The 21,947-nt window shown below is 69.9% G+C and carries 21 protein-coding genes; 4 read left to right on the forward strand and 17 right to left on the reverse strand.

The window, feature by feature from the left end; translation table 11 throughout:
• Positions 1–52: 52 nt before the first annotated feature.
• The 3 genes from ACT3UN_RS06940 to nadA form a co-directional block, all read right to left on the reverse strand.
• Entirely contained in the window at positions 53–811 is a 759-nt protein-coding gene (locus ACT3UN_RS06940; RefSeq protein ID WP_441579926.1) for a hypothetical protein, read from the reverse strand.
• Between the two features lie 171 nt (positions 812–982).
• Positions 983–1,897 (reverse strand): carboxylating nicotinate-nucleotide diphosphorylase, encoded by a 915-nt coding sequence (gene nadC, locus ACT3UN_RS06945; protein ID WP_301444063.1) that lies wholly within the window; start codon positions 1,895–1,897, stop codon positions 983–985.
• A complete protein-coding gene (nadA, locus tag ACT3UN_RS06950; protein ID WP_441579927.1) occupies positions 1,894–2,976 on the reverse strand; it encodes a quinolinate synthase NadA in 1,083 nt (360 codons plus the stop codon). The genes nadC and nadA overlap by 4 nt, the downstream gene beginning before the upstream one ends.
• Positions 2,977–3,038: 62 nt before the next feature.
• Here nadA and ACT3UN_RS06955 point away from each other — a divergent pair, with 62 nt between their 5' ends.
• Both ACT3UN_RS06955 and ACT3UN_RS06960 read left to right on the forward strand, forming a co-directional pair.
• Complete coding sequence (locus ACT3UN_RS06955; RefSeq protein WP_441582050.1) at positions 3,039–4,211, forward strand: amino acid deaminase/aldolase; 1,173 nt, start codon at positions 3,039–3,041, stop codon at positions 4,209–4,211.
• On the forward strand, positions 4,208–5,515 hold the full coding sequence (locus tag ACT3UN_RS06960; protein ID WP_444656800.1) for a D-arabinono-1,4-lactone oxidase: 1,308 nt from the start codon (positions 4,208–4,210) through the stop codon (positions 5,513–5,515). Before ACT3UN_RS06955 ends, ACT3UN_RS06960 begins: the two co-directional genes overlap by 4 nt.
• On the opposite strand, the gene rarD is transcribed toward ACT3UN_RS06960, so the two are convergent.
• From rarD to lspA, 4 genes are read right to left on the reverse strand one after another with little or no spacing between them, the layout of a single operon-like run.
• Positions 5,512–6,387 carry an EamA family transporter RarD gene (gene rarD / locus ACT3UN_RS06965; RefSeq protein ID WP_301443405.1) on the reverse strand — a complete coding sequence of 292 codons (876 nt, stop codon included), beginning with the start codon at positions 6,385–6,387 and terminating at the stop codon, positions 5,512–5,514. The genes ACT3UN_RS06960 and rarD overlap by 4 nt on opposite strands.
• On the reverse strand, positions 6,384–7,064 hold the full coding sequence (locus tag ACT3UN_RS06970) for a hypothetical protein (RefSeq protein ID WP_301443404.1): 681 nt from the start codon (positions 7,062–7,064) through the stop codon (positions 6,384–6,386). The genes rarD and ACT3UN_RS06970 overlap by 4 nt, the downstream gene beginning before the upstream one ends.
• A complete protein-coding gene (locus ACT3UN_RS06975) occupies positions 7,064–7,975 on the reverse strand; it encodes an RluA family pseudouridine synthase (RefSeq protein ID WP_301443410.1) in 912 nt (303 codons plus the stop codon). Before ACT3UN_RS06975 ends, ACT3UN_RS06970 begins: the two co-directional genes overlap by 1 nt.
• A gap of 23 nt (positions 7,976–7,998) precedes the next feature.
• On the reverse strand, positions 7,999–8,520 hold the full coding sequence (gene lspA, locus ACT3UN_RS06980; RefSeq protein WP_301443403.1) for a signal peptidase II: 522 nt from the start codon (positions 8,518–8,520) through the stop codon (positions 7,999–8,001).
• A gap of 80 nt (positions 8,521–8,600) precedes the next feature.
• Here lspA and ACT3UN_RS06985 point away from each other — a divergent pair, with 80 nt between their 5' ends.
• Positions 8,601–9,530 (forward strand): hypothetical protein, encoded by a 930-nt coding sequence (locus ACT3UN_RS06985; protein WP_441579164.1) that lies wholly within the window; start codon positions 8,601–8,603, stop codon positions 9,528–9,530.
• Here the strand turns inward: ACT3UN_RS06985 and ACT3UN_RS06990 are convergent.
• Positions 9,527–10,123, reverse strand: a complete 597-nt coding sequence (locus ACT3UN_RS06990; RefSeq protein WP_441579163.1) for a hypothetical protein — start codon at positions 10,121–10,123, stop codon at positions 9,527–9,529. The two genes, ACT3UN_RS06985 and ACT3UN_RS06990, sit on opposite strands and share 4 nt — an antisense overlap.
• Positions 10,124–10,203: 80 nt before the next feature.
• Between ACT3UN_RS06990 and ACT3UN_RS06995 the strand changes: the two genes are divergently transcribed.
• On the forward strand, positions 10,204–11,109 hold the full coding sequence (locus ACT3UN_RS06995) for an asparaginase (protein WP_441582049.1): 906 nt from the start codon (positions 10,204–10,206) through the stop codon (positions 11,107–11,109).
• On the opposite strand, the gene ACT3UN_RS07000 is transcribed toward ACT3UN_RS06995, so the two are convergent.
• The 9 genes from ACT3UN_RS07000 to ftsZ form a co-directional block, all read right to left on the reverse strand.
• Positions 11,110–12,444, reverse strand: a complete 1,335-nt coding sequence (locus tag ACT3UN_RS07000; protein ID WP_444656801.1) for a DNA polymerase IV — start codon at positions 12,442–12,444, stop codon at positions 11,110–11,112.
• 35 nt (positions 12,445–12,479) lie between these two features.
• Positions 12,480–13,796, reverse strand: a complete 1,317-nt coding sequence (locus tag ACT3UN_RS07005; RefSeq protein WP_444656802.1) for an HNH endonuclease signature motif containing protein — start codon at positions 13,794–13,796, stop codon at positions 12,480–12,482.
• A 141-nt stretch (positions 13,797–13,937) separates the two neighbouring features.
• Positions 13,938–17,144 carry an isoleucine--tRNA ligase gene (gene ileS, locus ACT3UN_RS07010; RefSeq protein WP_301441972.1) on the reverse strand — a complete coding sequence of 1,069 codons (3,207 nt, stop codon included), beginning with the start codon at positions 17,142–17,144 and terminating at the stop codon, positions 13,938–13,940.
• A 293-nt stretch (positions 17,145–17,437) separates the two neighbouring features.
• Complete coding sequence (locus tag ACT3UN_RS07015; RefSeq protein WP_301441973.1) at positions 17,438–17,596, reverse strand: hypothetical protein; 159 nt, start codon at positions 17,594–17,596, stop codon at positions 17,438–17,440.
• 49 nt (positions 17,597–17,645) lie between these two features.
• On the reverse strand, positions 17,646–18,689 hold the full coding sequence (locus ACT3UN_RS07020) for a DivIVA domain-containing protein (protein WP_441582047.1): 1,044 nt from the start codon (positions 18,687–18,689) through the stop codon (positions 17,646–17,648).
• A gap of 177 nt (positions 18,690–18,866) precedes the next feature.
• Positions 18,867–19,163, reverse strand: coding sequence for a YggT family protein (locus ACT3UN_RS07025; protein ID WP_301441975.1), 297 nt, complete (start codon positions 19,161–19,163; stop codon positions 18,867–18,869).
• Between the two features lie 6 nt (positions 19,164–19,169).
• Complete coding sequence (gene sepF / locus ACT3UN_RS07030; RefSeq protein WP_444656803.1) at positions 19,170–19,772, reverse strand: cell division protein SepF; 603 nt, start codon at positions 19,770–19,772, stop codon at positions 19,170–19,172.
• A gap of 70 nt (positions 19,773–19,842) precedes the next feature.
• Positions 19,843–20,595, reverse strand: a complete 753-nt coding sequence (pgeF, locus tag ACT3UN_RS07035) for a peptidoglycan editing factor PgeF (RefSeq protein ID WP_301441977.1) — start codon at positions 20,593–20,595, stop codon at positions 19,843–19,845.
• Positions 20,576–21,862 carry a cell division protein FtsZ gene (gene ftsZ, locus ACT3UN_RS07040; RefSeq protein WP_301441978.1) on the reverse strand — a complete coding sequence of 429 codons (1,287 nt, stop codon included), beginning with the start codon at positions 21,860–21,862 and terminating at the stop codon, positions 20,576–20,578. The genes pgeF and ftsZ overlap by 20 nt, the downstream gene beginning before the upstream one ends.
• Between the last annotated feature and the right edge of the window lie 85 nt (positions 21,863–21,947).

Here is a 21,947-nt window from a genome sequence, read left to right on the forward strand (position 1 = left end):
GGTGTGCAGCTCCCCGTCAGGAAGAACTCCGGGAACAGATTCCGGCCGACTCCTACAGGCACAGCCCGCCGCTCACGCCACGGTGACACAGCAGGGTGCGCTCCACCTTCTCGGCCGCGTAGCTCCCGTCGTTCTCCCCGACGGTCACGAACAGTCGCTCCCCGGCCTGGGCATCGTCCTTCATCCCGGTGACGTCCACCCGGTAGAACGGTTCACCGGCGTAGTCCGGCGTGGTCAGCAGGACGTGGTCCGCCATGCTCGCCGCCTGCCGACCGACCGTCTCCACCACGGCCTGTTCACTGTCCCCGGTCACGTCCCGGTAGTCGTCGGTGACGTCCGTGGTCGCGGCGAAATGGTAGAGGTGTGCGCTCGGCATCCAGCCGGCGGCACCGTCCACCCGCACCTGCGCCCAGAAGCCCTCGTCGGGGTCCTGGGTGTTGTTCCACTCCCGGCCGGCGAGTTCCACGGCCCCGAGCCGGTCGACCTCCTCGACCTGCGCGCCGGTGGACGAAGGGACGTCCCGCACGATGATCGGCTCCTCCTCGGACTCCAGGCCGGCGACGCCGACCTCCTGGCCGGCGGTGGAGAAGTAGGCCTCGACCTCTTCGCCGGGCACCTCGGCAGGGGTCCCGGTGGGAGTCACACTGGGCGTGGCAGGCTCGGCGACGGTCTCCGTGACGGTGGCTGTCGCCGTGACGGTGCCTGACGGCTCCGAGCCGTCCTGTCCCCCGTCCTCCCCGGACGAGGCGCAGGCGGCGAGCAACAGCACCGTCGTGGCCAGGGTCGCCGCCCCGGTTCCACGGATGCGCATCAGGCAGTCACCTCCATCTCCATGTCGTACACACCCCAATACTAGTTCCCGGCGCGCCTGCACCCCACAGATCCGACGAAACGACGGTCAGTGACCGTCTGCGCAGTTCACGGCCCCGGACTCCGAAGCACTCGAACCACCCCACAGCACCGAGACTCCCGGAGAGAACCCCTACAGGTCCAGCCCGATGTCCAGGGCCGTCACCGAGTGGGTCAGCGCCCCCACGGCGAGCGAGTCCACACCGGCGGCCGCGTAGTCGCCGGCCCTGTCCAGGGTCAGCCCGCCGGAGGACTCCAGCAGCACACCCGGCGCGATCTCGTCGCGCAGCCGCACCGCGGACACGGTGGTCGGCACGTCGAAGTTGTCGAGCAGGACCTGCTGCGGCGGCAGGTCCAGGCCCAGCACCTCACGCAGCTGCTCCAGGTCGTCGACCTCCACCTCGCACCACAGGGCGGTGTCCTCGGCACGTACCGCCCGGTAGGCGGCGACCACTCCCCCTCCGGCGACCACGTGGTTGTCCTTGACCATGGCCTGGTCGGAGAGGTTATAGCGGTGCGGTGTGCCACCACCGTGGACCACGGCGCGTTTCTGCAGCAGACGCAGCCCCGGCAGGGTCTTGCGCGAGTCACGTACGGCCACCCCGTCGCGGGCGGCGGCCACGGCGTCCACCCAGGCGGCGGTGTGGGTGGCCACCCCGGAGGCGTGGGAGAGCACGTTGAGCACGGAGCGCTCCAGCTGCAGGATCGCCCGGACCGGTCCCTCCAGCACGCCGACCACGTCACCGGGAGCCACGCGGGCACCGTTGGCCAGGGCGTCCTGCAGTTCCACGCGTCCGCCGAGCACGGGGTTGGACGCCCCGGCGTCCAGCACGGCGCGCACGGCGTCGGTGCCGGAGATCACGCCGGGGACACGGGCGATGAGGCGTGCGCTGCCCTGCAGGTCCTGCGGGACGGTGGCCAGGGTGGTGGCGTCACCGGCGGCGATGTCCTCCTGCAGTGCCGCCCACGCCAGGGAGGAGAACAGGGAGGGGTCGCCGTCGAGGGTGCCGAGGTCGGTCGTCGGTAGCAGTGCTCTCGCGTCGCTCATTCGCCTCCTCCCGGGGTGCCGACGGAGATCATCCGCTCCACGGCGAGGCGGGCCTGCGCGGCCACGTCCTCGTCCACGTCGACCTCGTCGGTGCCCAGGGCGAGGCAGCGCAGCAGGGCCGCGGGGGTGATCATCTTCATGTAGGGGCAGGAGGCACGTTCGTTGACGGGGGCGAAGTCCACGTCGGGGGCCACGCCCTTGAGCTGGTGGAGCATGCCGACCTCGGTGGCGACGAGGACCTTGCCGCGTCCGGCGGCCGCGGCGTCCTGCGCGCTGGTGAGCATCTCCCCGGTGGAGAGCATGTGCACCCTCCCCGGGTCGATCACGCCTTCGCCGGCGAGGTAGATCGCCGAGTTGGCGCAGCCGCACTCGGGGTGGATGAACAGGTCGGCGTCCGGGTTCTCCTCGGCGCGGCGGGCGAGTTCGGGCCCGGAGATGCCCGCGTGGACGTGGCACTCCCCGGCCCAGACGTGGATGTTGTCGCGCCCGGTCTGCCGGCGAACGTGCGCGCCGAGGAACTGGTCCGGGCCGAAGAGGATCTCGCGGTCCTCCGGCAACCCGGCGACCACGTCCACGGCGTTGGAGCTGGTGCAGCACACGTCGGTGAGGCCCTTCACTGCGGCGGTGGTGTTGATGTAGCTCACGACCAGGGCGTCGGGGTGCTCGGACCTCCACTCGGCGAGTTCCTCGACGCTCAGCGAGTCCGCCAGGGAGCAGCCGGCCTCGGCGTCGGGGATCAGCACGGTCTTGTCCGGGGAGAGGATCTTGGCGGTCTCGGCCATGAAGTGCACGCCGCAGAAGACGATCACCTCGGCGTCGGTCTGCGCGGCGATACGCGACAGCGCCAGGGAGTCTCCGGTGTAGTCGGCGATGTCCTGGATCTCGGGGAGTTCGTAGTTGTGGGCCAGGATCACCGCGTTGCGCTCCTGCTTGAGGCGGGTGATCTCGGCGACCCACGCGGCGTCCCCGGCGAGTCCCTCCCACCGCCCGATGTTGCCTTCAGGACCGGTGTGCCCCGGCGCCCGGAAGACCCGCTCCAACAGCGGACTCCCGAATTGTTCAACACTCGTCACAGTCATGTCCGGTGATGATATCCGAAACCGGCACACGCCGGGGGGTTTCGCGACGTATCCTCAACCCCGTGAGTACACCACGACCTGCGGTGCGCGAGGCCGTCGCGCACCTCGACGCCCCCTTCTCCGTCCTCGACCTGGACAGTGCGCTGGCCAACGCCGCGGACATGGTCCGGCGTGCCGCGGGCACCCCGATCCGGCTGGCCACGAAGTCGGTGCGTGTCCGCGGGCTCATCGAGCGCCTCCTCGCCCTCGACGGTGTGCAGGGACTGCTGTCCTACTCCCTTGGCGAGGCCATGTGGCTGGTGGACGAGGGGGTGTGCGACGACGTGCTCGTCGCCTACCCCAGCGCCGACCGGCAGCTGCTGCACCGGCTGATGTGCGGGGAGACCTACCTGCGGTCGGTCACGGTGATGGTCGACTCGGTGGAGCACCTCGACTTCATCGACGCCGTCGTCCCGCCGACCGAACGCGGCGTGCTGCGGGTGTGCATCGACGTCGACGCGTCCCTGTCCTTCGGTCCGGTGCACCTGGGTGCACGCCGCTCGCCGGTGCACACCGTGGAGCAGGCCCGCGCCCTGGCCGAGGCCGTCAGCGACCGCGACGGTTTCCGCCTGGTCGGCCTGATGGCCTACGAGGGGCAGATCGCCGGCACCACCGACACCTCCCCGCTGGTCACCGCGGTCAAGCGGGTCTCCGCCCGGGAACTGGCGGGACGCCGGGCCGCGATCGTGGAGGCCGTGCAGGCGGTGGACGGCGAGCTGGAGTTCGTCAACGGCGGCGGCACCGGCTCCATCGAGTCCACCACCGCCGAGGAGGTGGTCACCGAGATCGGTGCCGGCTCCGGGGTCGTGGGCCCGGGCCTGTTCGACCACTACTCCGCGTTCCGTCCGGTCTCGGCGCAGTGGTTCGTCCTGCCGGTGGTGCGCCGGCCCGCCCCCGACATCGTCACCGTCGCCGGCGGCGGGCGCATCGCGTCCGGCCCTCCCGGCGCCGACCGCGTCCCGGTCGTCGACTACCCCCGCGGCCTGCGCATGAGTGCCACGGAGGGCGCCGGGGAGGTGCAGACACCCCTGCGCGGCGACGTCGCCGCGGCGATGGACCTCGGCGACCACGTGTGGTTCCGGCACGCCAAGGCCGGCGAACAGGCCGAGTTCGCCGAGTCCGTACTGGTGGTCAGCGACGGCGACATCATCGACGAATGGCCCACCTACCGGGGCGAGGGACGGAGCTTCACATGAGATGGCGCAACTGGTCGGGCGCGCAGCACGCCACCCCGGCCGCATTCGAGCAGCCCACCACCGAGGACGGGGTCGTCGACCTGGTCCGTCGGGCGGCCCGCGGGGGCCTGCGGGTCAAGGCCGTGGGTGCGGGCCACTCCTTCACACCCGTGGCGGTGACCGACGGGATCCTCGTCAACCTCGACCACCTCTCCGGGCTCGTGTCGGTGGACCGCGACGCCATGGAGGTCACCTTCCTGGCCGGCACCCGCCTGCGCGACGTCCCGGCGTTGCTGCGCCCGCACGGCCTGGCGCTGGCCAACCAGGGCGACGTGGACCCGCAGTCCCTGGCCGGCGCGGTGAGCACCGGCACCCACGGCACCGGCATCGGCTTGACCGGTTTCGCCGGGATGGTCCGCGGACTGCGCACCGTCACCGCCGACGGCTCCGTGCACGACGTCGGCCCCGGCGACCCCCTCCACGACCTCGGCCGCGTCTCCCTCGGCGCCCTGGGGGTGACCACCCGCATCACCATGGCGGTCGTCGACTCCTTCGTGCTGTCCGCCGTGGAACGCGCCGAACCACTGGAGGAGCTCGTCGGCGACTTCCCCGCCCGCGCCGCCGCCGTCGACCACATGGAGTACTACTGGTTCCCCGGCACCGGGCGCGCGCACGTCAAGACCAACACCCGCCACAGCCTGCAGGACGCCGCGTCCGCCGACCTGCCCGGTCCCGTGCCGCGCTGGCGGGCGTTCGTCGACGACGAACTCGTCAGCAACACCGCCTTCGCGGCGATGTGCTCACTGATGCACCACGTGCCGCGCACCACCGGGGCGATGAACCGTCTGGCGGCGGCGAGCCTCGCACAGCGCGAGTACTCCGACACCGCCCACGACGTCTTCGTCTCCCCGCGCCGGGTGCGCTTCAACGAGATGGAGTACGCCGTACCCCTGACCGATGCCGCGGAGGTCCTCGCCGAGGTCCACCGTGCCGTGGACGCCTCCCGGCTGCCCGTCGGATTCCCCCTGGAGGTGCGCTGCACCGCCGCCGACGACGTACCGCTGTCCACCGCGAACGGGAGGGAGTCCTGCTACGTCGCGGTGCACCGTTACCACCGCGACGACTACCGCGAACTCTTCGCCGTGGTCGAGCCGGTCCTCGTCGCCGCCGGCGGACGCCCGCACTGGGGCAAGCTGCACACCCTCGACCACGACGGCCTCGCCGCCGTGCACCCCGACCTGGCGGACGTCGCCGAGCTGCGCGCGCAGGTCGACCCGTCCGGCATGTTCCGCAACCCGATGGTCGACCGGGTCTTCGGGATCTAGACGAGTTTCCGCAGCCGGGTGCGCCGGGCGTTGATCAGCGTGTCGGTGACGAACACCAGCAGCGCCACCCAGATCACCGCGAACCCGACCCACCGGGCCGGTTCGATGTACTCGCCGACGACCAGCACCGCCCACAGCATCTGCATCACCGGGGTCAGGTACTGCAGCATCCCCAGACTGGTCAACGACAGTTCGTGGGCCGCACGGGCGAAACACAGCAACGGCAGCGCCGTGATCGCCCCGGCGGTGACCAGCAGCAGCGCATGGCCCACACCGTGCCCTCCCTGCACCATGGTGTTCTCCCCCTGGGACTGCAGCCACACCAGGTAGAGCACCCCCACCGGTGCCAGCACCGCGGTCTCCGCCGTCAACGACTGCAGCGGGGTCAACGGCACCCGCTTCTTCAGCAGCCCGTAGCCGGCGAAGGACAACGCCAGCCCCAGCGACACCACCGGCGGCGAACCCAAGGCCACGGTGAGGATCACCACCGCCACCGCGGCGATGCCCACGGACACCCACTGCAGCGTCCGCAGCCGCTCACGCAGCACCACCACGCCGAGCAGCACGCTGACCAGCGGGTTGATGAAGTACCCCAGGGCGGCGTCGGCGACGTGGTCGTTGTTGACCGCGTAGATGTACAGCCCCCAGTTGCCTGCGATGAGCACGGCGGCCGCGGTGATGCGCAGCCACAGACCCGCGGGGATCCGACGCACCCACCGGAAACCGGTGGTGCACGCCATGACCACCACGACGAAGGCCAGCGTCCACACGAAGCGGTGCGCCAGGATCTCCATCGGCACCGCCGGGCGCAGCAGCGGGAAGAACGCGGGGAAGAACCCCCACATCAGGTAGGCCAGGACACCCCAGATCACCGGGCCGCCGCCTGTTCCTGTGCCTGTTCGCGTTCCTCGGCCGTCACCGGACGCAGCCCGAAACGCCCGTAGGACGCGTCGGGCGGCAACGCCTCGACCGCCAGGACGTCCTCACGGTCGTCCAGGGCCGCCAGGTCGTCCGGCGCGGCGTGCACGAGCACGCCGAGGACGTCGAGCGCCGGGTCGTCCTCCCCCACCCCCGCGTTCGCCGCGACCTGGTCACGGGCACCGGCGAAGACGTCCTCGCGACGGTGGCCGTCCGCCGGCTCGGCGATCTCCCACCGCGAGTTCGCGTACAGCAGGGTCGACACCCGCACGCCGGACATGCCGGAGAAGATCTCGGTGAGTTCCTGCGTCCCGGCCGGCTCGACCGGGGTCACCAGCGCCCAGCGGGCCTCGTCACCTGTGTCACCTGTGTCAGGCGTGTCCTGCAGCGTCGTCCCCGCCCGCGCGACGTACTCGTCCAGGGTCTCGCTGTTGTCGGGGCCCAGCATGTCGCCGTTGATGGCCTGGGGCTGGGACATACGGTCCGAACCTGCCAGGGCGATCACCGTGCCGGCCAGCGCCACCAGGCACAGCACCGACAACCACATCACCCACGCGGGACGACGCGTGTCCTCCCACTCACGCCGGCGCCGCACCTTGCGGTCCGGCGCGATCTGCCGCGAGGTACGCATCAGTTCACCTCCCGCAGTCGCTCCAACGCCACGTCCAGGTCCTCCGGGTAGGGCGACTCGATGTCCATCCACCGCCCGTTCGGGTGTGTGAACCCCAGGTGCACCGCGTGCAGCCACTGACGTTGCAGTCCGAGGAACTCGCTGAGTGCCGGGTCCGACCCGTACATCGGGTCCCCGCAACACGGGTGGTGCAGCGCCGAGAAGTGCACGCGGATCTGGTGGGTACGCCCGGTCTCCAGGTGCACCTCCAGCATCGTGGCCTGCCGGAACGCCTCTAGCGTGCGGTAGTGCGTCACGGCATGGCGACCGTCCTCACGCACCGCGAACTTCCACCCCGCACCGGGGTGCCGGGCGATCGGCGCGTCGATGGTGCCCACCGTCGGGTCCGGGTGGCCCTGCACCAGCGCGTGGTAGGTCTTCTCCACCGTCCGGTCGCGGAACGCCCGCTTGAGCACCGTGTAGGCGCGCTCGCTGGCGGCGACCAGCATCACGCCGGACGTCCCGACGTCGAGCCGGTGCACGATGCCCTTACGCTCTGGCGGACCCGAGGTGGAGATACGGAACCCCTCCGCCGCCAGACCCGAGGTCACCGTGGGCCCGTCCCAGCCGATGGTGGGGTGCGCGGCGACACCGACGGGCTTGTTCACGGCGATCACGTCGTCGTCGGAGTAGAGGATCTCCATGCCCTCGACGAGTTCGGCGGGCTCGTCGGCGAGGTCGCGTTCGGGCTCCGGCAGGGTGACGTCCAGCCACGCGCCGGCGACCAGCCGGTCGGACTTGCCCGCGGTCCTGCCGTCCTGCACCACGTCGCCGGCCTCGGCGAGTTCGGCGACGACGGTGCGCGACAACCCGAGCAACTTCGACAGCCCGGCGTCCACCCGCATCCCCGCCAGGCCGTCCGGCACCGGCATCAGCCGCGACTCCCTCGGGGCGTTCACGCTGCGCTCCCCTCGTTCTCTGCGTTCTCTGAGTTCTCCCTGCGCGCCTGCCGTGGCTCCACGACCAGCGCGTACACCAGGTACACCACCACGCCCACGCTGATCGCCGCGTCCGCCACGTTGAAGATGGCGAAGTTGCCGACGGACACGAAGTCCACCACGTGGCCGTGCAGCCCGCCGGGGGCGCGGAAGATCCGGTCGATGAGGTTGCCGGCCGCCCCGCCGCCGATCAACGCCACCGCAGCCACGGACCACGGGTTGCGCACCCGGAAGGCCAGCACCACGCAGATGGCCACGGCGACCATCTGGATCACGGAGAACACCACGGTGGCGTTCTCCCCCATGGAGAACGCGGCCCCGGAGTTGCGGATCAGGTACAGCCGGGCGACGTCGCCGACCACCGGGTACGCCGTGGCGGGTTCGAGGTTCTCCACGACGAGCCACTTGCTGAGCTGGTCGACGGCCACGATGCCGGCCAGTGGGAGGAGCGCCCAGGGTCGGACGTTGAAAACAGTCACGGCGATGATCCTATCGCGTCGCGGCATGTCCCCGCCCGCGACCCTCTGTTGCCCGGCCGCCAGTTGGTACGCTGACCCACGTGCGCACCCAACGACTCCTGCCGACCCTGTTGACCACCGTGACGACCACCCTGCTGGCGGGATCGGTCCTCACCGCATGCTCCTCCGACGACGCCGCGTCGCCCGAGGAGCCGGTGGACGCCCCGGTGTCCGGGGTCTCCGTCACCGTCGACGACACCGGTGACGCCCCGCGCGAGCCCCTGGTGTGGTTCAGCGACGACACGGAGACCGAGACCGTCTACAAGGCGACCCAGGGGTGGGGGCAGAGCATCGAGGGTGGTGACTCCGACGAGACCAGCGAGGACGACCTGCCGTACGAGGACGTCACCATGGAGGTCCCGGTCACCGTGTCCACCGCCACCGACGGTGACGAGCTGGAGGCCGAGGTCGTCGCCGGGAGCCCGTCGGGCGACAACACCGACGGCAACGAGGACCTCTCCACCGCCGAGGGGTTCACGATGAACCAGAACTACAACCAGGACGGACGCGTCACCACGCGCGGCTTCACCGCGCCCGAGGGCGCCTCGGACGCGGCGCGGTCGAACGTGGAGCGCTCCTTCACCCAGATGACGGACGTGCCGGTGGTATTCCCCGCCGACGACCTGGGCACCGGTGCCCGCTGGACGGTCACCGGCCAGGTCGACGACCCGAACCTGGGGATCTCCATGCGCCAGGGGGTGACCTACACCCTGGTGTCGCGGGAGGGCTCACGCATCGAGCTCGACGTCGACGTGGAGCGCACACCCTCGGTGCAGCAGATGTCGGGCTCCGACCTGAAGGTGGTGGGCTCCGACAGTGAGTCCACCGGCAACATCACGGTGGATCTGCGACGTCCCGTGCCGGTCTCCGGCGTGATCGAGACGTCGACGAGCGTGACCTACGGTGAGACGGACTCGCCGGTCACCGTGGTGCAGACCTCGCGGACGAGGTCCAGCTGGGAGCCGGCCTAGGCGGCGGGCTCGGCGGCGGGATCCTCCGCCGGGGCGTCCTGCTCGGCGGCGGGGTCGGGGGCCTCCTCGAGGAAGGGGGCGCAGCTGTCGGGGACCTGGTCGGGGGCGACGTTGCTGACCAGCGTGCAGGCCCATTCCTGGGACAGCTTCCACTGGCCGTTGTCGTTGACGAACTTCACGCCGTCCATCCGCACCGGCTCGGCGTCCGGCTGGATGAGGTTCATGGTCGCCATGACCTCCTGCGGGGTGTTGCCGGGGAGGATCGGGTCAACGACCTCGAAGGTTGCGCCGGACTCCTGCTGTGACTGCATCATCACGTCGAAGAGGTCCACGGCCTCCTCACCGTTCTCCACGGTGTCGGCCTTCTCCTCCGCCGGGACACCCGGGTCCACGGCGCGGGCGAGGATGTCGCCGAGCTCCTGCGCGTCGGGCAGCGGGGTGGTTTCGGTGGTCTGGGCCGCGGTGGTGTCCGACGAGCCGTCGTCGGAGTCGTCCGAGGAACAGGCGGTGACCGACAGGCCGGCGGTGAGGGCGATGACGGCGGCGAGTGCGCGGGGTCGCTTCAGGGGGTTCAGAGTGGACGTGATGCTCACTGTGACGACGCTCCTTCGAGTCGTGGATGTACGGCGAATGAAGCGAGTCTACCGCCGATGGGACGGTAGCCTTGTAATCCGTGACCGACCAGACCACCCTCGCCCCCACCGTGCTAGCCACCGGCGGCACCATCGCCTGCGCGCGCGACGACCGCGGTGACCTCGTCCCCACCAGGACCATCGCCGACCTCCTGGCCGACGCAACGGACTCCGCCGCCGTCGCTGCCGCCGTGCGAGACGCCCGTGACGTCCTGCACCTCGACTCCTCCACGATGGGCCTCGCCGACCTCGACGTCCTGCTCACCCACATCCACGGGGCGCGCCGCAGCGGGCCGGTCGTGGTCACCCACGGCACCGACTCGATGGAGGAGACCGCCATGGCCGTCGACCGGCTCATCGGCGGGCCGGTGGTGCTCACCGGCGCGCAACGTCCCGCCGACGACCCGGCGCCGGACGGCCCGGGCAACCTGCGCGACGCGATCGAGGCGGCGCGCCGCGTCCTGCATCCCGCCGTGGTGCTCGGCGGGCGGACCTCGCCCGCCTACGGTGTGCGCAAAGTGCACACCACCGCCGACGCCGCCTTCGACACCCCGGCCGGCATCACCCGCCCCACCCGTCCGGCCGACCCGTCCGCTCCCCCGGCCCCGCTGGCCGGGCTGCGCGTGGACATCGTGTCCGCCTGCCAGGGCGCCGACCCCGCCGCGATCGACGCCGCGGTGTCCGCCGGGGCGCACGGCGTGGTCGTGCAGGCCTTCGGGTCCGGCAACATCGGGGTGCTCGCCGACGGTGCCCACCGGGCCGTCGAGGCCGGCGTCCCCGTCGTCGTCGCCAGCCGTGTGGCGTCCGGCGGGGTGCAGCTGGTCTACGGCGGCGCCGGCGGAGGACGCTCCCTCGCCCGTGCCGGGGTGCGCTCCGGCGGAGAACTCACCGCCGCGCAGGCGCGCATGGAACTGCTGTGCGAACTGGCCGTCCGCCGTGCCGGCTGACTAACGGAGACTGTCCAGCGGGTCCGCCGCACTGAGCTCCGGGTCGTCGACGGCGAAGGTGCGCGCCCTGCCCGGCCCGGTGGAGCGGGTCTCGAAACGCACGCTCACCACCCCCGCGCCCGTGCCCTGCACCCAACCGTGGCCGAACTCGGGGTGGTGCACGTCCGCAGAGGGACGCCAGGAGGTGACGGTGGCCTCAGGTTCCGGCTCGGGTTCGGGCGCCGGCTCGGTCTCTGTCTCGGTCTCCGGTTCCACGGCGACCATGCCGGGCTCCGGGAAAAGCACGGCCTGGAGTTCCTCCGTCAGCCCGGACAGGCTCACCCCCACCAGCCGCACCGCGCCGGACACCTCGGGCCGCGGGACCACCGAGCGGGCCGCGGCGAGGATCTCGTCGAGGTCGTCGGTCGGGGTGACCAGCGTGGTCGAGCGCGTGTGGGCCTTGAAGTCTGCGGTCCGGGTCTTCACCGTCACCGTACGGGCCGCCCGACCGTCCCCGAGCAGTCGACGACGCGCCGCGGTGGCCGCCAGCACCAGCACCGGGTCGACCTCCACCGTGGTCACCGCGTCGACCTCCAGGGTGCGCTCCGCGGACACCTGCTTCGACCGCGCCCGCGGTGCCACCGGGCGGGTGTCCGCACCACGGGCGTAGCCGAGGACCTGCAGACCCACCGAGCCGAGCAGGCCCTTGACGTCCACGTCGTCCATCGCGGTGAATGCGCCGATGGTGGTGACGCCGACGTCGGCCAGCTTGCCCTGGGCCACCGGGCCGATACCCCACAACTCCCCGACCGGACGGGGGCCGAAGACCTCCCCGCGACGATCGGCACCCACCACCGTCACCCCGTGCGGCTTGGCGAGGTCGGAGGCCATCTTCGCGTCCAGCTTCGTGGTGGCCACACCGATCGAGCAGGGCAGGCCGATCTCGGCGTCGACACGCTCCTGCAGAACGCGGGCCCACCGTTCGACCTCCGCGGCGTCCAGCCCGACCAGCGACTCCGGCTCCACGAACCCCTCGTCCACGCTGAGCTGCTCGACGGTGTCCTCCTCGCGCCCGAGGAGCTCGAAGACCTGGGCGGAGACGGTGGAGTACACGCTGAAGCGCGGGGACACGACCACGGCCTTGCCGCGGCACAGGCGCACGGCCTGCTGCATCGGCATGGCCGACCGGGCCCCGTACACCCGCGACTCATAGGACGCACCGGCCACGACGCCCCGGCCGGAGGCACCGCCGACGAGGACGGGGCGTCCGGCGAGCGTCGGACGGGTCAACTGCTCCACGGAGGCGAAGAACGCGTCCATGTCGAGGTGGACCACCCATCGCTGCGTGGAGTTCATGTCCCCGAGTCTAGTTCCGGGGACCGCCAGCACCGTCAAAAAGGCACCTCCTGAGCCGCGACGCGGGCAGCCTCGACGACCTCGCCGATCCGACGAAGCCTGGCCTCGTTGTGCGCCGCCAGGGTTCGGACCTTGCGGTGCAGACGAGTGTCGAAGTCCAGGACCGCCTCGGCCAACGGGCCGGTCGGGGTGGTCACGTACACGTGGCCGTCCTCCACGCTGGTCCACCAGTCCGAGCCGTCCGGGTTCAGGGTCACGTCGTAGAGTCCGCGGGTCTTGAGGCTGTGGCACCCCGGACACAGCGAGTGCATCGCCCAGGACGCGGACTTTCCCCCGTCCTCCTCGTCACCGGTCCAGCGGCTCACGTGGTCGATCTGCGACTCCGCGGCGGGCCGGTCGCACCCGGGGAACCGGCACGTGCCGTCCCGCCCGGCGTCCGTGGCGCGCTGGTGGGCCGAGGGCGTGTAGCCGGAGACCTCGCTGTGCCCGGCGACGCACAGCTCGGTGACCCGCTCCATCCAGCGGTCCGTGGCGACCTCGTGCAACCACGTGCTCTCCAGGTGCATCGTGCCGCTGTCCAGGTTGCGGTAGCAGTTCAACGTCACCGACACGTCCCCCGCCCGACCGTGCACCAGGTCGATGAAGGCCTGGGCGCGGGTGCAGTCGCGGGCCGCGGCGACGGCGTCGATGATGCGGATGGCGCCGATGCCCTCGTCGGTGGGCACGGTGACGTGGAAGACCGTCGCCGCGTCCGCACGGGTGTCGACCGAGAAGTCGAGCTGGCACTGCGGCGGCGGAACCTCACCGTGGCCCTCCGGGTCGAGTGGTCGCGCCGAGGGCTGGATCTCCGCGACGACCTCCTGGACGAGACGGCGCAGGGTGACCACCCCGGGTACCGCCTGCCGCGGAACCGTCGGGGTGAGCACACCCATCACGGAACGCTCGACCTCCTCGAGGTGCCCGTCGTCCACGGCGGCGACGGAATCCGCGAGCGCGCGCAGGTGGTCGAAGGAGAACGCGCCGTTCTTCAGCAGCAGGCCGACCCCGTGCATCCTGGTCAGCATCGTCCCGATGTCGCAGTATGCAAGGGCCTTACCCTTCGACACCCCCAACCCCACTGACAGCTTCCGGACGTGGCGGGAGACCTCCATACCCGGCGACGGTGCCGCCTCACGGGCGATGTCGAGCTCCAGGACGTTGATGTCGCGCTTGGCGTTGAACATCACCTCCTGCGCGCTGACCGCCCAGCAGGGTTCGTCGAGGTTCTCCTCCACGTACTCGACGTCGCAGTCGAAGCACAGCTCCTCGTAATCACGTTCGATGACGCTCAGTCCCGTACCGTCCTGCACCATGTCTTTCCCCTCAGATTCATGGAACCGCTCTCGATAGCAAACACATTATCGATGGTGTGTTCGAGTGTCAAGGTCTCGGGGCGGAGACGTCGAAAACCCCGGACGGCGAACCGTCCGGGGCAGGTCGACGACGCGGCGGGACTACACCTTCGCCACCTCGGCGGTGACCCCGTCGCCCACGTCGTGACTCAGCGTCTCGTCGACGACCACGGTCACGGAGGTCGCGAGCACCTCGCCGGCGATCGCGTCGGCGTGCCGGTCGGCCCACTCCCGCTTGTCCGCCGGCACCGACAGCGTCAGCGTGATCCGGTCGGAGACGTCGAAGCCGGACGCCTTGCGTGCGTCCTGCACACCACGGACGCGGTCAGCGGCCCAGCCCTCGGCCTCCAGCTCGGGGGTGACGGCGGTGTCCAGGACGACCAGGCCGTCGCCGCCCGGGATCTCCGTGGTGTTGTCCGGGTCGACCGCCACCAGCTTGCGGCTGAACTCACCGTCGACCAGCTCGATGCCGTCGGCGGTGACCGTGCCGTCCTCGGCGACCGTGTAGTTGCCGGTCTTCACGGCCTTGATCACGGTCTGGACGTTCTTGCCCAGGCGCGGGCCGGCCACACGTGCGTTGACGACGACCTCGAAACGACCCACGGAAGACACATCGTCGGTCAAGGAGATTTCCTTGACGTTGACCTCGTCGCGGATGATCGACGAGAAGTCCGCCAACGCAGCGGACTCCGGCAGGGCCACGGTCAGCCCCGGCAGGGGCAGGCGGTTGCGCAGCTTGTGCGACTTGCGCAACGACGACGCCGCCGAGCAGACCCCGCGCACGGCGTCCATCGAGGCCACCAGGTCCGCGTCCGCCGGCAGTTCGTCCGCCGACGGCCAGTCGGTCAGGTGCACCGACCGCTCACCGGTCAGACCCCGCCAGATGACCTCCGTGGTCATCGGCAGCAGCGGGGCGGCGATCCGGCACAGCGTCTCCAACACGGTGTAGAGCGTGTTGAAGGCCTCCGGGTGGCCGTCCTCGCCGGAGTCGCCGGCCCAGAACCGGTCACGCGAACGACGCACGTACCAGTTGGTCAGCGCATCGCAGAACTGACGGATCTCGTCGGTCGCCGCAGCGATGTCGGTGGCGTCCAGCGAACCGGTGACCGCCTCGACCGTGTCGTGCAGCTTGGCCAGGATGTAGCGGTCCAGGACGTTCGACGAGGAGGTGTCGTACTGCGCCGGGTTGTGCGCGTACAGCCGCAGGAACGAGTAGGCGTTCCACATCGGCAGCATCGCCTGACGAACACCCTCACGGATACCCTGCTCGGTGACGATCAGGTTGCCGCCGCGCAGGATCGGCGAGCTCATCAGGAACCAGCGCATCGCGTCCGAACCGTCACGGTCGAACACCTCGTTGACGTCCGGGTAGTTGCCCTTCGACTTGGACATCTTCAGTCCGTCGTCGCCGAGCACGATGCCGTGCGAGACGACCTTCGTGAACGCCGGACGGTCGAACAGCGCCGTCGAGAGCACGTGCAGCAGGTAGAACCAGCCACGGGTCTGGCCGATGTACTCCACGATGAAGTCCGCCGGCGAGTGGGAGTCGAACCACTCCTTGTTCTCGAACGGGTAGTGCACCTGCGCGAACGGCATCGACCCGGAGTCGAACCACACGTCCAGCACGTCCGGCACGCGGCGCATCGTGGAGCGGCCCGTCGGGTCGTCGGGGTTCGGGCGGGTCAGCTCGTCGATGTACGGGCGGTGCAGCGACTCGGGACGCACCCCGAAGTCCGCCTCCAGCTCGTCCAGGGAGCCGTAGACGTCGGTGCGCGGGTAGGCGTCGTCGTCGGACACCCACACCGGGATCGGTGAGCCCCAGTAGCGCGAGCGCGAGATGTTCCAGTCCCGCGCGCCCTCCAGCCACTTGCCGAACTGCCCGTCGCGGATGTGGTCCGGGATCCACTCGATCTGCTCGTGGTTGAGCTCCACCATCCGGTCACGGAAGGACGACACGGACACGAACCAGCTCGGCAGCGCCATGTAAATCAGCGGCTCACCGGAGCGCCAGGAGTGCGGGTAGGAGTGCTCGATGGTCTGGTGGCGCACCACCCGGCCGGCGGCCTTGAGGTCCTTGATGATGTCCTTGTTGGCGTCGAAGACCAGCTGGCCCTCGTAGTCCGGCACCAGCGAGGTGAACTTGCCGTCCATGTCCACCGGGACCACCGTGTCGATGCCCTCGGCGTTGCAGGTCAGCATGTCGTCCTCACCGAAGGCCGGCGCCTGGTGGACCACACCGGTACCGTCCTCGGTGGTGACGTAGTCCGCCGCCAGGATCCGGAAGGCACGCTTCTCCCCCAGCTCCGCACGGTCGGCGAAGTAGCCGAAGACCGGCTCGTAGGTCAGCCCCACCAGCTGCGCGCCGGTGAACTCCGCGACGACCTCGGAGTCCTCGCCGAGCTCCGCGGCGTAGGCACCCGCCAGGTCCTTCGCAAGCAGGACGCTGCGTCCGGCGATCGCGTCCGCGCCGTCCTGCGCGGCGGTGACCAGCACGTAGGACACCGACGGGTTGACCGCCAGCGCGAGGTTCGACGGCAGCGTCCACGGGGTCGTCGTCCAGGCCAGGGCGGACGCCTCGGCGAGCGCCGGGTTGGCGGCCAGCGTCTCCACCGCGGCGGTGCCCGGCTGCGCACCGGTGACCGGGAAGGTCACCGTGAGCGTGGGGTCCTGACGCATCTTGTAGGAGTCGTCCAGGCGGGTCTCCTGGTTCGACAGCGGGGTGTGCTCGGCCCACGAGTACGGCAGCACCCGGAAGCCCTGGTAGATCAGGCCCTTGTCGTAGAGGTCCTTGAACGCCCAGATCACCGACTCCATGTAGGTGATGTCCATGGTCTTGTAGCCGTTGTCGAAGTCCACCCACCGGGCCTGCCGGGTGACGTAGTCCTTCCACTCGTCGGCGTAGCGCAGCACCGACGTCGCGCAGTACTCGTTGAACTTCGCCAGGCCCATCTTCTGGATGTCGCCCTTGTCGGTGATGCCGAGCTGCTTCTCCGCCTCCAGCTCCGCCGGAAGGCCGTGGGTGTCCCAGCCGAACACCCGCGGCACGCGGTAGCCGCGCATCGTCTTGTAGCGCGGGACGATGTCCTTGACGTAGCCGGTCAGCAGGTGACCGTAGTGCGGCAGACCGTTGGCGAACGGGGGGCCGTCGTAGAAGATGTACTCGGGGGCGCCCTCACGGTTGTCGAGGGACGCCTGGAAGGTGTCGTCCCGACCCCAGTAGTCCAGGACGTTCTCCTCCATCGTGGGGAAGGAACTGGTGCCGTCCGACATGTCGGTGTGCGGGTACGCTCCGCCTGCGGGGGTGCTCATCGCGGACTCCTCGTAAGTTGGTGTGCTTCTCACGGTCCGCGGGGACGAGAGCCCGGCACAACGACCGGACCACGCGGTACCACCCCGCTTGGGCTCCCCGACGACACCGCCGGACCGGGGAATCCCACTTGTTCCTACGGCTGTGACGTGCCGCGACCACGTCCGGCTCTACTCGGCGCAACCGGGGTGGTTGAACGCCTTTCTTCCGGATCGCTCCCCGGTGATGGCCGGATCAGTGCGAATGAAAGGCCCCGCACGGCGGTGCGGGGCCGGTCATCAATGAAGTATACGTGTCACTGTCTGCGGCGGAGAATCAGGTCCACCACGAAGACGGCCAGGCCGACGACGGCGACCCCGATGCAAACCCACGCCCAGAACGTGGATCCCACGTACAGGGCCACCAGCAGAGCCAGGAACCCCAGGAGGGACATCAGCAGGGACAGTGCGAGCATCTCGGTTGCCGTCCGTCCTCGTCCGTCGTCGTCAGACCCGGGAAGGGCCTTACTTCTCGCCGAAGTCGATGTTGGAGTTCGGGGCCGCGGTGCTGCGGCTGTTGAGCTCCTCCAGCTGCGACTCGAGGAAGGTCTTCAGGCGGGTACGGTACTCCCGCTCGTAGGTACGAAGCTCCTCGATGCGGCTCTCCAGCGCGGACTGCTGCTTCTTCACCGTGGTCATGATCTCGGTGTGCTTGCGCTCCGCGTCCTTCTGCAGCGCGTCGGCCTTCTCCTGCGCCGCGCGGACCTGCGCCTCGGACTGTGCCGTGGCGTCCGAGATCAGGGTCTCGGACTTCTGCGTCGCGTCGGCGACGAGGGTGTCAGCCTTCTGCTGCGCCTCGGCCACCGACTTGCGGGCCTGCTGGTCGGCGTCGGCCAGCTGCTTCTCGGAACGCTTCTGCGCGTCGGAGAGCTGCGAGCTCGCCTTCGTGTTGGCGTCCTCGAGGGTGCGGTTGGCCTCGTTGCGGGCGTCGTCCAGCATGCCCTGCGACTCGGTCTTGGCGTCGCCGGTGAGACGGTCCGCCATCTCCTGGGCCATGCTCAGCACGCGGGCGGCCTGCATGTGGGTGTCCGCGTTGGCGGTACCGGCGGCCGTGGCGGTGTCCACCGGGGCCTGGGCCTGGGCGGCGGCCGGAGCCTGGTTGGACTGTGCGGAACTGGCGGACTGGGCAGCCTGGGCCTGCGCCGACTCGGCGCGCTTGTCGGCGGCGGCGGCCTTGTCCTCGGCGGCGTTCGCGCGCTTCTCGGCGGCGGCCGTGGCGTCCTGCGCCTTGGCGAGCTCGGCCTCGAGCTCGGACACCCGGGCACGGGCCTCGTCCAGCTCGGCGCTCAGCGCCGAGTCGTCCGACGAACCGGTAGCGGCGGCGGCGACCGGTGCCGCGGCACCGGAGCCGGCCTGGCCGCGCAGGTCGTCGTTCTCGTCCTGCAGCTCGGCCAGCGTGTCTTCGACGAGATCGAGGAACTGGTCAACCTCGTCCTCGTTGTAGCCACGCTTGCCGATCGGCGGCTTGCTGAATGCCACGTTATGAACGTCAGCGGGAGTCAACGGCATCGGTAGTTCCCTTCACAGTCGATGTGTTCCGCCAAGCCTAGTGGGGCCGGACGGTGAGTCGGTCACGATCTTATCAGCGACCACGGTCATGAGGCTTCAGGTTCAACCTCATGTGTAGTCTTTCAGGTCAGTTATACAGCAGGCGTTTTCCCACCTGCAAGAACGCCCCACCCCGCGTCACACACTGTTGGCGATACCCAGCAGCACGGAGGTGAGGATCGAGATGCCGAAGAACAGCACCAGGACCGACACGTCCAGGGCGACCCCGCCCAGACGCAGCGGCGGGATGATGCGACGCAACGGCTTGACCAGGAAGTCGGTCAACACGAAGATCGGCTCGGCGATCAGCGCGAAACGCCGCGACGGCCTCCACTGCCGTGAGAAGGACCGGATCATCTCGATGATCACCCTCGCCAGGAGGATGAACCAGTACAGCCGGAGGAGCAGGGCGATGAAATAGAGAGTGGCAGCCACGGTGTTCTACTGGTCCTCCACCAGCTGGTCGAGCTGGCTCTGGTCTAGGGTCACGGAAGCGGGGATCAGCGCGAAGTTGCGGATACCGCCGAGCTTCTTCAGCGTACCGTCGAGCCCCTTCGCGAGACCAACGGAGAAGTCCAGGACGCGGCTCGCCTCCGACTTCTCCATCGCAGAGAGGTTGAGGACCACGATGTCCCCCGCCTTGAACTCCGTGGCCAGTTCCCCGGCCTGCTGGAAGGAGCTCAGTGCGAGACGCACGACCTGCGGCTCACGCGACTGCGCCGGCGACACCGGGGCCACAGGGGCCACCGGGGCCACAGGGGCCACCGGGGTCTCCGCGCGCCGCGGCGTGCGCGGGGCGCGGTAGTCGTAGTCGGAGCGCTCGGACCGCGCAGGACGCTCGGCGCGCTCGGCACGCTCCGTGCGGTCGGGACGCTCGTAGTCGCGGTCCCGGTCACGGTCGTCCTCGCGGTCCTGGTAGCGACCGGAGGAACGGTAGCCGCCGCGGTCCTCCTCGAACTCGTCGCGGTAGTAGGGGTCATCGAAGCTGTCAACGTCACCGAAGCCGAAGAAATCCTTGACCTTCCCGGTGATTCCGTCTGCCATGGTCTGTCTCGCTTTCTCTGGGATGTGTCGTGCGGGGATCGTCTACTGTCGAAATTACCGGGAAGTCCGGTCAGGCGTCGGGAATCCAGATCACGGAGGCCTGGCGGCCCGTGCGCCCCTCCCTCCGGTAGGAGAAGAAGTTCTCCTCGGAGACGGTGCTGCGCGGGTCGGCGTCGACCGAGCGGACACCCTCACCGAGCAGTTGACGGGTGATCCCCGCGCGGATGTCCAGACCCGGGGTTCCGCGTGATGTCGTCGTGCGTGACCCCGGCAGACGCCCCTCGACGTCGGCGGCCATCTCCTCGGGCACCTCGTAGTCCACACCGGCGGCCGCGGCACCGAGCAGGGCGTGGATGCGCGCCGGCACAGCGCCGAGCTCCACCATGCGCCGCAGCGTCGCGGGCACCACGCCGTTGCGCGCGCCCATGCGTCCGGCGTGCACGGCGGCGACCACCCCAGCCTCCTCGTCGGACAGCAGCACCGGCACGCAGTCCGCGGTCAGCACGACCAGGGCCACACCGGGCTCGGCGGTCACCAGGGCGTCGGTGAACTCCACCGGCGCGCCGTCCAGTTCGTCGAGCATCTCCGCGGTGACCACGGTGACGTTCGGCGAGTGGATCTGCTCCATGTACACCATGCGGGACTCGGGCACACCGATCAGCCCGGCGAGCCGGGCACGGTTCGCCGCGACGGACGCCTCGTCGTCGCCGACATGGCCGGCGAGGTTGAAGGAGTCGAAGTCTCCCGTGGACGCACCGCCGTGTCGGTCGGTGACGACCTTGCGGACGCTACGTTCCACCGGCTCAGAGGAAGGTCGGGACATCGAGATCGTCGTCTCCGTCATCGCGGCTGTCACGGTTGTCGCGACGGTCGCCGTTCGAGGTGAACAGGCCCGAGGAGTTCGCCGGCTCGGAGGAACCGGGCACACCCGAACGGGTACGGCGGGTGAAGCTCGTCGACTCTTCCTGCTGACGCTGGGCGGCGGGCGCCTCCTCACCGTTGAAGATCCCCGGCTGGGACTGCTCGGCGGCGGGCTGCTGGGCACGCTGTGCCGGCTGGGACTGCTGTGCCGACTGTGCCTGCTGGTTGTTGGAGGTCTCCGGCGCGCGGTGCTGACCGCGGCGCGGCTGGGCGACCACGTTCGGCGAGTCGTCGAAACCGGTGGCGATGACGGTCACGCGGACCTCGTCGCCGAGCTGGTCGTCGATGATCGTGCCGAAGATGATGTTGGCGTCCTCGTCGGCGAGGTCCTGGACGATCGTGGCCGCCTCGTTGACCTCGAACAGCCCCAGGTCGGAACCACCGGCGAAGGACAGCAGCACACCCTTGGCGCCCTGCATCGTGGTCTCCAGCAGCGGCGAGTTGATCGCCAGCTCGGTGGCCTTGCGGGCACGGTCGTCCCCACGGGAGCTGCCGATGCCCATCAGGGCGGAACCGGCGTCCGTCATCACGGAGCGCACGTCGGCGAAGTCGACGTTGATCACGCCGGGCGTGGTGATCAGGCGGGTGATGCCCTCGACACCGGAGTGCAGGACCTCGTCGGCCTTGCGGAAGGCGTCCATGAGCTGGAGGTCCGCGTCGCCCATCTTGAGCAGGCTGTCGTTCGGGATCACGATGAGCGTGTCGCAGACGTCGCGCAGGGCCTCGATGCCCTCGAGAGCCTGCTTGGAACGACGCTGCCCCTCGAAGGTGAACGGGCGGGTGACCACACCGACGGTCAGCGCGCCCTTCTTCTTGGCGATGTTGGCGACGACCGGGGCGGCGCCGGTACCGGTGCCGCCACCCTCACCACAGGTCACGAAGACCATGTCGGAGCCCTCGATGACCTCCTCGATCTGCTCCTTGTGGTCCTCGGCGGACTTGCGTCCGACCTCGGGGTTGGCGCCGGCGCCGAGCCCGCGGGTCTCGGCCTGGCCGATGTCGAGCTTGGTGTCCGCGTCGGTGAGCAGGAGTGCCTGCGCGTCGGTGTTGATCGCGACGAACTCCACACCCTGCAGGTTCGCGTCGATCATCCTGTTCACGGCGTTGACACCACCGCCACCGACACCGACGACGGTGATCTTGGCGAGGTGGTTGTCGTAGAGGGTCATGGTGTGCGCTCTCTTTCCCGATGTTTCGGCCAGTGTCTGCCCGTGTGCTGTCGCTGCTAACTCTGCGACCAATTGTGTGTGACAC

Source organism: Corynebacterium sp. AOP12-C2-36, from assembly GCF_052379185.1.
Taxonomy (GTDB): Bacteria; Actinomycetota; Actinomycetes; order Mycobacteriales; family Mycobacteriaceae; genus Corynebacterium.